This window comes from Pseudoalteromonas sp. Isolate6, from assembly GCF_022398435.1.
GTDB classification, from domain to species: Bacteria; Pseudomonadota; Gammaproteobacteria; order Enterobacterales; family Alteromonadaceae; genus Pseudoalteromonas; species Pseudoalteromonas galatheae.
Genome location: NZ_JAKEVK010000132.1, coordinates 1 through 12,893, shown reverse-complemented (window position 1 = coordinate 12,893; position 12,893 = coordinate 1). Strand labels below are relative to the sequence as shown.

General features: G+C 40.4%; 7 protein-coding genes. 4 read left to right on the top strand and 3 right to left on the bottom strand.

Annotated features, from left to right (window positions below):
* Positions 1 to 69: 69 nt before the first annotated feature.
* Positions 70 to 960, bottom strand: a complete 891-nt coding sequence (locus L1D50_RS15935) for a cation diffusion facilitator family transporter (protein WP_138523524.1) — start codon at positions 958 to 960, stop codon at positions 70 to 72.
* A 406-nt stretch (positions 961 to 1,366) separates the two neighbouring features.
* Positions 1,367 to 1,855, bottom strand: a complete 489-nt coding sequence (locus L1D50_RS15930) for a GAF domain-containing protein (protein WP_239966387.1) — start codon at positions 1,853 to 1,855, stop codon at positions 1,367 to 1,369.
* A gap of 70 nt (positions 1,856 to 1,925) precedes the next feature.
* Here L1D50_RS15930 and L1D50_RS15925 point away from each other — a divergent pair, with 70 nt between their 5' ends.
* The 4 genes from L1D50_RS15925 (at position 1,926) to L1D50_RS15910 (ending at position 10,241) form a co-directional block, all read left to right on the top strand.
* On the top strand, positions 1,926 to 6,614 hold the full coding sequence (locus tag L1D50_RS15925; protein WP_239966386.1) for an ATP-binding protein: 4,689 nt from the start codon (positions 1,926 to 1,928) through the stop codon (positions 6,612 to 6,614).
* A 31-nt stretch (positions 6,615 to 6,645) separates the two neighbouring features.
* A complete protein-coding gene (locus L1D50_RS15920; protein ID WP_128726207.1) occupies positions 6,646 to 7,851 on the top strand; it encodes an EAL domain-containing response regulator in 1,206 nt (401 codons plus the stop codon).
* Positions 7,852 to 7,897: 46 nt separating this feature from the next.
* The gene (locus L1D50_RS15915; RefSeq protein WP_128726208.1) at positions 7,898 to 9,100 is read left to right on the top strand and encodes a response regulator; all 1,203 of its coding nucleotides are present in this window, start codon (positions 7,898 to 7,900) and stop codon (positions 9,098 to 9,100) included.
* Between the two features lie 265 nt (positions 9,101 to 9,365).
* The gene (locus L1D50_RS15910) at positions 9,366 to 10,241 is read left to right on the top strand and encodes a GyrI-like domain-containing protein (RefSeq protein WP_239966385.1); all 876 of its coding nucleotides are present in this window, start codon (positions 9,366 to 9,368) and stop codon (positions 10,239 to 10,241) included.
* A 105-nt stretch (positions 10,242 to 10,346) separates the two neighbouring features.
* On the opposite strand, the gene L1D50_RS15905 is transcribed toward L1D50_RS15910, so the two are convergent.
* On the bottom strand, positions 10,347 to 12,758 hold the full coding sequence (locus L1D50_RS15905) for a TonB-dependent receptor (protein WP_239966384.1): 2,412 nt from the start codon (positions 12,756 to 12,758) through the stop codon (positions 10,347 to 10,349).
* Positions 12,759 to 12,893: the final 135 nt, after the last annotated feature.

Sequence of the window (12,893 nt, the reverse complement as noted above, 5' to 3'; positions counted from 1 at the left end):
ATTTAAAACCTGCCAAGGTGGCGCAAGAAATAACCGAAAAACTATATCACACTTTAAACTCTGTTAGTCCTAATGATGTGGGCAGTCATGGCTTTCAATTTGTAGTACACTACTCAACACATTGAAAGACTTCTTCAACGCTTCTTCCACTTCCACTCGACATGCTGAGTCATGGGACTCGATAGTACAGTGATGCTTTAATACCACATGTGCTCCAATAACCACTGCACCATCAATTTTACTGATCGTAATATTATGTGCACTCTCTACGTGCTCAGTGGACACTATGGTTTTTTCAACCTCCTGCACCGTCGGTAAAACCTCAGACGAAGTAGATAAACCCTTAAGGCAGGCCATTATCACCTTGATGCCGGTAAACAACACAAAAACAGAAATCAGCATACTTGAAAGAATATCTACTATCTCCCAGCCAGTTAGATGAATAATCACCCCGGCCACGAAAGTTGAAATAGTGGAAAGTAAATCAAAGAATGAATGAAGAAACACGGCATAAACGTTGATACTATCTTTTCTGCCTTTGTATAACACCCATGCAGAAGCGCCATGAAACAGAAATCCAATGGCGGCAATCATAGACATTAAATAACTGTTCACTTCTAAATCATGCCCACCTGCATGGTGAGACAGACGCTCGCTTCCCTCGAGTAAAATAACCACAGCTATGGATAGGTATAGAATGCCGTTGATCAAGCCACCAGTATACTCAGCTCTTTTATAGCCATCGTTATAGGTTTTGGCTAAATAAACAGCAGCACTAGACGCAATTAGTGCGATAAACAATGAACTATTATGAACAAATAGATGCCCGGCATCTGCCAGCACAGCGAGAGAATTCGCATAATAAGCACCAACGACTTGAATGATCATAAACGAGCATGTGATTGCAAGCGCAATCAGCAGCCTTCGCCGAGAAGCTTGGTGCGTTGTAATATCTGTCATGAAATGAATCGTGTACCTTTGTAAAATAGAATGCTACGTATCTCTATGCTTAGAATAAAAAATCAAAAACTAATGTTGAGTATTGTGTCCCACTTAATCACACCGCTCCAGTTGCAGAATGACGATGAATCAAGGCAGATAAATCAAGGTGACAAGATACGTAATTGCTGTTTAAGCATTGCGCTAAACGGCAATGATATACAATCGCAATTGTAACTCTTACCAAAGCCAAATGCACTAATAATTACAACACTTTTTGCGGCAATACTTTTCCTATTTCACAACCAGTCTAAATTGCCACGGTAATTACACAGTGTCTATATTGATGTAATCCCCTCGGTGGTAGGAGTGTTATCGGCAAGGTTTTCTCGCTCCAGAGTAGATCTCTTAATTGGGCGCATCGGTATTACTTATTTTTCTCCAACTGTTTCACAACATCACTAGCGATTTGCTGTAAAATTTTGCAGTCCTCTGCGCCAAGTTCACGAGGCTCTGTATCGATAATACACACAGTTCCGACACGATACCCTGAAGATAAAATGAGTGGCGCACCTGCGTAGAAGCGAATATACGGTGCATCTTGTACCAGAGGATTGTCCATAAAACGAGTGTCTTCGAGCGTATCGCTTACGACAAATACAGTCTCTCCTAATATCGCATGACCACAAAAAGAAACATCTCGAGAAGTCTGCTCCGCATCTAATCCAAAGCGAGATTTAAACCATTGTCTATCTTTGTCAACAAGGCTAACCAATGCGATTGGAACATCAAAAACATGGGCAGTAAATTGGGTAATTCTGTCTAATTCTTCAGTTGCATCAGTATCCAGTACCGCCAAATCCCAAAGGGCGTGTAGCCGGGCATATTCGTTGTCGGGTAGCTCTGGGGGATTCATAATACACTTAATTAGACACCGTTTATATTTCTACTATAGTTTGTTTTATGAGATAACGCAGGTGGCAAATGTGAGCAAATATCTAAAACTAATCACCTTGACCATTTTTTCCCTAATCTGTTTAAGCGGCTTTTATCTCGAAATTAACGAATTCAATAAGAGCCGCATTGTCCATAAAAGCCTAGCCCATTATTACAACAACCTTTCCGCTCTTGATAAAGCAATTGAAGTAATATTTAGTCTACAGCGTGAGAGGGGGATGTCGACAGGGTTCATGCCTGAAGACGAGCATAATACGCGGCTAAAGGCATATTACCAAGAGACAGATAAAAATATACAAAAACTAGCTGCAGAGAAGTTTACTAGCATCCAGAACTTTGAACAGTTCCAGCTAACTTTAAAAGAGGATGTACAAGCACTTAGAAAACTCAGTCGACAAGTCGACTTTGACCATGAGCAGCTGTTCCTCCGTTACACTATTTTGATCAATTACCTGACCGATACGGTACGTACTATACAAACCGAACAATCCTACATTAATACCTTTAGTAATTACCAAAACAATGCTCAGTTTCAAAATATCCACTCGCTTATCAGAGCGATTGAATTAGGCGGTAGATTTAGAGCCAAGATAAGTCGGTACTTAACCGCGGATGAAGAAAATATCCAGTTAAGGGCCATGAGAAGCGCGTTGCACAACTATGCAACCCATATTACCCTTTTAGAAAGCTTGAAAGATAATCAAAATACAGAGCAGCTGTACAACGTCGCTACTACCTCTGACGGGTTTAGTGCTGTGGCATCAACTCTACATCTGTTCAATCAAGGACTGGAAAATAACCTCTCACATTATACGTGGTGGGATAGTAGCACCAGTTACCTCAATCTCCTCACCGACGGCAGCTTAAGTTTATTGTCATACATGAAGGACTCAGCCTCAGAGCGCATGCAAAAGTCGCAGCAAACAGCACACGCTTCACTTATTACTTCTTGCGCCACCGCTGTTATCTACTTCATACTCATCAGCCTATTAATTAAAGCGTTTACAGAATTAAAAGTATATAAAACCGCGCCACTAAGAGCACAAACAGCTCAGCTCATCGTCATTTTTTCCTCAGTACTTGCAGTATTGTTTGTCGAGCATTCAGCTAGCCAAAAGCAGCTATTATATTTATCTAAGGTGCAAACATTGAGGCAACTTAATAATCAGTCTTTGGAGCGAATAAATCACCTAAAAACACTGTGGTATAACCCAATGATTGAAGAGCTCAAGCAAGCGAGTATAGATACCAGCAATGCTAAGCACACTCAATTGCAAACTTTGACCCTCAACGACTTACATGACACTCAATACTTAAAAAAAAGCCAGATAACATCACTCTACTCACAAAACCAAGATAACCTGCTGCGTGGTGGCATTGTGACGAAAGTGATAACAGGAAACGATGGTCATCGGATACTTATTATGACCGGGATCGGGCTTTCCAATTCAGGGCTAACTGACACACTGTATTGGTATGAAACGCAACTTGACGTGTTACTTGGTAGCTTAGAGTTAAACCTTAATACTCGCCTTGAAAACGCATCTGGCTACTACACACTGCAGGAACTGCAAACTCTAGAAATGGGTGGTAATCTAACACCATTAATTCAGTTACTATTAAATAATAATAAGTCAGCTGATTTTTTAAGCGCAAAAGTTTGGGATCAGGAGCTTCAAATAGGCACTTATGCTTATTCACATGAAGCTTTCAATAAAGACCTACTCTACACGATAGAAATAAAGTTTATTTGGCAAGTGCTAGCCCTAGTTGCATTTTGTTTGTTTGGTTTAATAATTAGTTATCGCGCTCAACAAAAAGCAAAAAAAGAAAAGCAGGCCGCAAAAGATGCAATTCAAAAACGTCAAACACTCCTCAATGCTTCTGAAAAGCTTGCCGTAATTGGCAGCTTTGAAATGCCTGTGGGGCAATACTTTACGCATGCTTCTGAGGGCTTTAAAGCATTGTTTAGTTTACACAATGACGATGATTACTACGACTTAAAGCCAATCGTAAAATCACTCGATAGAGGTAATAGAAAGAGGTTACACTCAAACCTACGATCCTTAACTCATGAACAGTCCCGTGAGTTTCAATTAACATTAAGTGATGAATCTTCGACTCGGTATCTAACTGTTATTCTTAATTTAAAGTATTATTCCAGTGAAAATACACATTTTATTGTTGGCGTTGTAAAAGATATAACCAATCAAGTTAATGAAAGTAATCGTCAAAAAAGAATACAGAAAGAGCTTGTTTCCGCACGAAAAGAAGCGCTAGAAAAAATGCACGAGGCAGAAGCAGAAAGAACCTCTGCGCAACGATTACTCAAGATCCAAAAGTCTACTGAGAAGCTACTTCAAGAAGCCATTGATTCATTTCCTGCTTTTATCTTGTTAATTGATGAAAAACAGAAAATTACTATGTTAAATCAGTTTAATGAGCACCTAAAATGCGCTTCTAATATTGAATATCAGTTTATGGGGAGCACTATCAACAAAGGCTCAGACATTGTCCAACTCTTTGAGCAACTGCCATTAGTCGATAGCAAAGGCCTGCTAGACATGCTTGAGCAATCGAAACACCAAACGTCTTACCAAGCGCAAACTACCTGTCAATACCATATAAAAAACGAAGTGTATTGGTTCAACGTGTTAGTAAAAAACATTAATACCGAATCAGGAAAGTACACCCTTATCTATCAGAATGACATGACTAAGAGCGTCAACTTTTCGGATGAGTTAGAGCAAGCTCGCAAAAAAGCAGAGCAAGCTAGTAAAGCAAAATCACGTTTCCTAGCTACAATGAGTCATGAGATTAGAACGCCGATGAATGGCGTAGTAGGCATGCTAGATATTCTCGCCCAATCGGATCTTGACCATGAGCAGTCTCACCTTACTAAAGTCGCGAAAAGCTCGGCACTGGTGTTACTGAGAATAATAAACGATATTTTAGACTTTTCAAAAATTGAAGCGGGTAAAATGGAGCTTGAATCAACACCATTTAACTGGCAGGAAATCATCAGCGAGCTCGCAGAATTACTTGCATATCAGGCCGATTCAAAGAAAATCAAACTTGCTTTTTACCTTTCACCACAGTTGCCAATTTGGCAATTGGGTGATCCGGTTAGGCTACGGCAAATTTTATTAAATTTGGTCGGTAATGCGTTAAAGTTTACCAAAACTACCGCCACCGCAGTGGGATTTGTAGAGGTTACAATTGGCCGTTCTGTTGATGACAACTTAATGGAAATTAGCGTTAAAGATAATGGTAAAGGCATGTCTGAAGAGCAAGTAGACAACCTCTTCAAACCCTTTGTACAAGCTGACAGCAGTATTCAACGACAATACGGAGGTACAGGTCTTGGGCTTTCCATTACCCACAAGCTCGTAAGCATGATGGAGGGAGAAATTGAATGTAGGAGTCTAGAGGGATTCGGCAGCAACTTCATTGTTACATTGCCATACCATGAAGTACCAAAGCAGAATAGCGATTCAGATCTGACCTTAGATAGGCTTAAAATTGCCGTAGTCGGTGACGAAGATAAGTTTGAAAAAGACCTGCAAAATCAACTGCGAATATACGAAGCACAATGCGAAATATTCCCTCGAGAACTTTTTAATGCACAACTGATTGATAGCCAGCAATTCGATTATCTCGTCATTACGGCCGAAGCTTTTCAACGCCTGACAACCGAAGGAAAAGAAGTTTTTATTGCTGAGAGCAGTTGCAAGTATGTGCTACTGGATAATAATCAGGACAAACTGCCCTCTAATAACAGCATCCGAGTGTCAAATTTGGCACTATATCCTTACTACGCCTATAAAGTTGTCTCACACATCGCCTCGCTAGAAGGACTAATCGAATGTGACTCAGATAACAAAAATAGAGATAACCTAGGATCTGTAACCGTACCAAGCATAAATGAAGCACAAGCAATAAATAAACTCATCTTGGTGGTCGAAGATAACGTTTATAATCAGGACTTATTTAAGCGACAGTTAGCGTTACTAGGTTACCAATGTATCATTGCTGACAACGGCAAAGTTGCCTTGCAACTACTTGAGCAGTATAACTTTTCACTCATTATTTCAGATTGCCATATGCCTGTAATGGATGGTTATGAATTTACAAGGAAAAGACGAGAAAATGAGCAAATACACAATTTGGGCCATATACCGATCATCGCGGCTACCGCTAATGCCTTAGAGGGTGAGCAAGATATCTGCTTCCAAGCGGGTATGGATGACTACATTGCTAAACCCATCGTACTACAAAAGTTGAACAGTAAACTCAAAAAGTGGTTTTCAAGTCATTTAAAAACAAACGCTCAAGCACCTATTCGTTCCGCTTCACTTTTAGAAGAATTGTCTGCACCAACCCATCATATTGACCTCGCTATACTCGGTGAGTATGTCGGGACAGATAAAGATCTACAGCATATCTTTTTGAGAAGCTTTGTAGAAGATACGAAAAAGCTGCTGCAAGAAATTGACATGAATAGCACTGAAAGTATCAAGAATATCGCACATCAGGGAAAAACCTCCGCCAAAGCAGTAGGCGCAATACAACTTTCCGAAAAGATGGCAGAACTCGAACGAGCGGCAAGTGAGGGCAACTCCACCAAGATTGAAAGCTTGTTAAATCAGTGTTTAACACTCTTTGATAATGCACAAGCTGAAATCGCTTCTATACTTAATGTAGATGATCTAACTTGATCGTGTGCTAAATAACTCAGGCTTAGTATGTATGATAGATAATAAGCACCTAATTATTGCAATTGATGACAGCGAGCTCATCCTCACTCAATTACAGCTGTTGGTTGCCAATCAAACACCGTGCCTTTTTAAAGGTTTTATCAATGGAGCGTCTGCATTAGAAAGCCAAGAGCTTCATCAAGCTTCTCTTATTTTACTCGATATCAATATGCCACAAATGGATGGTGTTGAAATCTTAAGAAAATTTGCCGAACTAAACATTCAAGCACCTATCGCATTGCTAAGTGGCGAAAAAGACCTATTTATTAGGAACACCGCTGCACTGGCTGAACTGCATGGCCTCAATATTATATCCAGTTTAGAAAAACCACTTTCTATAACTAAGCTCAGAGAGCTTTATAGTCAACTTCAGTCCAGAGGTACCCCCGCAAGATCCCAACATGCATTACAAAACTATAGTAAAGATGAAATCTACGAAGGGTTATTGCGTGAGGAGTTTTGTGCTTATTTCCAGCCCAAAGTTGCAAGTCCGTCAGGTACCATTATTGGCGCAGAGGTGCTCGCGAGATGGCATCATAACAGCGATGGTATAGTTCAACCTTCACAATTCATCACGACAATGGAAGAGCACAATTTAATTCATCTACTTTCCTATAATTTGTTGAAACAGACCTTATCTTTGCTAAGCCATAATCGCGATGTTCTAAAAGCACTTCAATTTAGTATCAATTTGAGTGTTAAAGAACTCGAAGACATAAAACTCCCAGAAAAGCTCGAATCTATCTGTGAAGAGTACTTCACCCCCACTTCACAGATCACCTTAGAGTTAACTGAAAGCCATTTATTAGACAATATCAAGCGTGCGCTTGACGTGTTACTGCGTCTAAAGCTTAAAGGCTTTAAACTATCAATAGATGACTTTGGTACAGGTTACTCCTCAATAAAACAACTTAGCGAGCTACCTTTTGATGAGCTAAAAATAGATAGGTGCTTTGTTGATGGCTGCTCTACACAGCCCAATAAGCGTGTCATTATTGCTAGTACCTGTGAAATGGCGCACCAACTTGGACTAGAGGTGGTAGCTGAAGGGGTCGAAGAGGTGGAAGATCTAATTGTGCTACAAAGCTACGAAGTAGAATACATACAAGGGTATTATTATTACCCACCTTGTCCGCCGTCAGAGTTTTTACAAATGGTCTCCGAATCTGCGTTGCAAAAGTCTCATTCTAGTAAATAATTAAACTTAGTAGTCTTTGCTGTACTCTCAAACCCAGAGGGAATTTATGCATAAAAAAGAAGTTGAACACGCGCAGCGACATCCAAAAGTTATCATCATCTGTGACGATCCAGCAGATCTAAGTGGTGTTGTTGACATTGTTGCTTCTCAGGTAAGCGCATTTCGCACACTAACAAGCCATAAAGAAGTCGCTGAAGTGCTTACAGAATCACCACCTGATGTTATCGTCATTGCTCGAAGTACGGTTGCAAAAAGCGTAGAAATATACAGTCTACTTGCAAAACATGGCCTGCTTAATTACGCCCATGAGAACATCCTACTATGTGAAAATAAAGAATCAGGTGTCGCCTTTAGGTGTTGTATGAAAGGTATTTTTACCGATTACTTTGTTTACAAACCTATGTACGAAAATTACCGATTTCGGATGATCTTGCATAATGCTTTGGTTCGCACAGAGGGCACATCTGAGGTCACTAAGATCCGAGAAGAACATTTTGGTCGCATCGATGATAAATTAAAGCAACTCATTGATGATGCAGCTTTGTACCATCAAAAAGCGGATGAGACACTACAGACAGTAAGGCGAAACCTAGATAATGAAAAAGGAATTAACAAAGTTCAAGATGATTTGCTCAATGAGCTGAAGCAAAAACACTTATCGCCACTATTGGATGAATTAGAACATCAATTGGCAGATAGCGTTCATGAATTAACAAAGAGGCTGAAAGATAAACAGTTTTCTATCGCAGAGCTTACCGCGTTACTGAGTGAAAAAGACAACTCAAAATGCGCACAGCTAGCGCAGAATGTATTGCCAGTTGGTGAGACGGGTGAAGTTAACATTAGTGAGCCGAAAGCACTTGAAACAAAGCAAGAAGAAATAAAAATAATGGTGGTCGAAGACAACGAAATCTACCGTGAAATGATAGCTAAAATTTTACGCGACGAGGGACATAAAGTAGAGTGTGAAACCAGTGGACTAGGTGCAATAAAAACATTGAGGAAGCATAAATTCACTATGGTGTTTATGGATCTATTTATGCCTGAACTCGATGGCTACAACACAACAAAAAATATTCGCAACATTCCACATTGTAAAAAACTGCCGATCATTGCTTTAACAAGCAATAAAAACAAAGACATAATTAGAAAATGGGCATCTTTAGGGCTTACAGGATACATCACCAAGCCTTCAACCAAATCATCTATTCTTAAAGCGGTGGAAAAAGCACTGACGGAAAGCCAGTAAGTTGTCTAAAATACAAATCAGCAAACATTATCAAATCGAGTTCTGCCAAGATAAGCCATATCAGCTCCGACGTTAATCACGGAGCTGTAAAAGCCATTAGCTTAATTAGGTGATCTATTTTGAGGCAAGGCAAAGGTTTTGCTATTTAGTTGTTCTAAATAAGAAATTTTTTAGAGTAGTGAGAGGCAGATTTGCTCCTTCAATTTGACCCTGTATTAAGACAAATTGGCACACATGGCCGCATAAACCAACAATGAAGTGAACGATGACTAGAAAAGCAACGACCTTAAGCCATTACACTACTCGCTTAAATCACGTTATTGATTATATCTATAACAATATTAATCGCGATCTTGATGTTATCACGCTTGCTGATCAATGCCATATGTCGACCTATCACTTTCACCGTGTTTATCGCTCAATCGCTGGGGAAACCATCAATGCAACCGTGAGAAGAATGCGACTACACGTTGCCGCAGGCATGTTAATTCGCACTCAAGACTCTATTGCAAAGGTGGCTGAGAAAGCAGGCTACGCAAGTATTGAAGCATTTAGCCGAGCATTTTCCCAACGATACAAGCAACCACCTAGTCTGTTTCGTCAACGTGAACAGACCAAGTTAAAGGACTATGCAGCCGAATTTTATATTATTAAGGCAGATGAGGATTCGAATATGTTTAATGTAGAAATCAGCAGTAATGAGCAAATGACGTTGATCGGACTTGAGCATCATGGCGATTACATGCAAATTGGCCAGGCATTTGAAAAGTTAAACTTACTGGCGCAACAACAAGGTTTATTAGATGCAGAAACGCGTTTCTTTGGTGTGTATTTTGACGACCCAAAAACTGTCGAGGAAAATAAACTGAAATCAATGGCGACAATTTTAGTGCCAAAGACAACAGCCTCCCTACCAGAGGGGTTTTGTGAATTCACCATTCCACAAGGCAAAACGGCGAACCTACTCTACCAAGGAGACTACGCCTCTTTAGAAATACCGTATGAATATCTGTTTGGACAATGGTTACCTAACAGCGAGTTTGAGCCTGCAGATGTACCCGTTATCGAAGAGTACTTAAATGATGTCAGGGAGACACCACCACACGAGCTTCTCACTCGTATCACTTGTTACATTAAATAACTGATTTTTTATCCCGTTAAGGGGTTAACTAATCTAAACGTGACTAAGCATCGACTGCTTAGAAAGAAAAAGGAGGGACTTCCCTCCTTTTTCTTTTCGAACCGATTAGAACTTATAGTTAAAGCTCAACTTAGCGTTACGCTCATTACCCGGCATACCACCTAGGAACAATGCTTTACTGTAATAACGCTCATCAGTTAAGTTTTCTAGGTTTAGCTGAATGTCGAACTGCTCGGCATCGAACTTAATCGCTGCGTCCCAGCGGGTATAACCATCAATCGTCGCTGTTGGGAGACCGAAAGACACAGAGTTAATTGTTCTTTCACTCTCATAGTTAATGCCAAGACTATACTCTAATGCACCACCAAACCATTCCATAGGTTGAGTATACTTCACCCACGTGCTGGCAAACTTTTTTGGTACCCCTTTCATTTGACCTGAGCGCTCATTTGAACGGATCTCAACAGCATCTTGATAGGTTGCATTCATGTTCACACTGATTTGGTCGTTCAATGCTAAATTTAAGTCCAGCTCTACACCTTTTGACTCATCTTCATCATCAAAGAAATAGCGTGGAACACTCACGTTGTAGTCTTCTCCAGGCTGATCATTGTACTCTGGGTTGTTATACATTAGATTTGTACGTTTTGTTTCAAACCACACTAATGACCCTAATAAGTCTTCGTCAAAGGCAGTAAAACGCACACCAATATCTAACGTTTCAGATTCCGAGTCAGGTCGATTTTTACGGTTTGCATTAGCCTCATTTTCTAGGCTACCCAGTACACTGTATGCTGTACGACCTTTTGCCATGTTTACAAAAGCAGACAGCTGAGGAGTCACTTGGTAATTCAAACCAAGATTATACGTCATACCCGCATCATCTGTATCAAGCTCTTCACTTTCTTCAGGTGAGCGTTCTGTTCCTAAATGCTGATATTTTTGTTCCAAACTAGTATATGCAAGACCAGCACGAGCAGTTAATGCATCAGTGATATACACCACCTCTTGTGCACTAATACCATACGCCGTAAGCGTTTTATCGTAGTTACTGCGTAGAGAAGGACTATAATCCTCGAAAGCACCCGTTGGCCAATTTGGGTTGCGAATATCTAAAATGTAAGGCACTGAACCATTGCCATCGGCGTCATAGGCAGACCAACTCTTTAAGCGCATATCACGATTTTCATAGTTAACACTGACTAAGTGCTCTCCGCTCAAAGAGCCCATATCCCAAGTTAGCTGTAAATCAGCAAAGTACTGCCAGGTTTTTTCGCTGGCAACTTGGCGACGATATTCTTGACGGCGAGCCGCATAAGGATATAACACATCATCAATCACAAGCGGGGCTCTTGGATTTGCATTGATCACACCATTACGCTCCCAATAAACATAATTGTATGCACCCGTTTGGCGTACAAAATCTGAATCATAACTACGCCATAATATCTGCTGTGTTAGCTTTGAGTTGCGATTTAGATACCAATCGTGACGAAGCTTTATCCGTAACTCTTCACCTTCATTAGGGCGAGATAAAGGAGAAATAAGATTTCCATCGCCAAGATTGAAAGGCTTTAAGCCATCGCCGATACGAATTGACTCAGCAAGTTGCGCGCGCTGTTCATCGTTCAATTGAACACCTAACCATTTACCTTTCTCGGCATCATATTGTTGGTCATTTGGCAAGCGATCAGCTGTAACTAGTCCAGGTTGCCCCGCAATACTATCCCAGTTAATAATTCGAACAGGGTCACCAATTGAATCAACCTGTTGTGAGTCATCGATATAAGCTGTTGAAAATAGTATAGAATGTTCACTGTTTTGTTCAAAGCGCAAACTTGCATAGATTTCGTCTCTATTTGATTCTAGATCTCGATAGCCGTCGCTACGCTCATGGTTTGCAACAACACGGTAGGCAAGCTTATCAGTAATTGCATCTGTAAAATCAACGCCCAAGCCATAAGTATTCCACGCGCCCACTTTACCGTTAATTGCAAGCGCTTGTTCAAATTGAGGCTTTTTCTCAACTAGGTTAACTACCCCACCCGCTGCACCAATGCCATAAAGGCCTGTAGCAGGGCCTTTTAACACTTCAATACTCTCGATGTTGGTTAAGGAGCGTGTTGGGTTGAAGCTGTTCCCTAAATCAGCACCGCCATACATACCATCGTAGGTATAGTTCACACCTAAACCACGGACCATTAGTGAATCACCAATGCCGTAGTTATTACCAGCCTGAGACAAACCACTTACGTTGCGTAATGCTTCTTGCAAAGTCGCTGCGTTTTGCGAATCTAGTAGCTCTTTGTCAACAACAACAACCGCCGCAGGCGTTTGCATAAGATCCATATTAGACTTGGTTGCAGTACCAGATTGCAGAATAATGTTATTATGTTTGCCATAAACACTGATTTTTTCTATATCATCTGAAGCGGAAGCCGTTGCACTTGTACCTAGTAAAGCCAACTTAACCGCAATACAAGAAGCGGAAAGAACAGAAGAGCGAGAGTATTGCATTTTTAACTCCAAACTACGCAATTGGATAGTGGTGAAATAAGCTAAATACCTATTTCAGAAAATAATTTATCACTGAGGTGGCGAAGTTTAGCAAAACAATAGTAATGATAACAACTATCATTTACATTTTATATT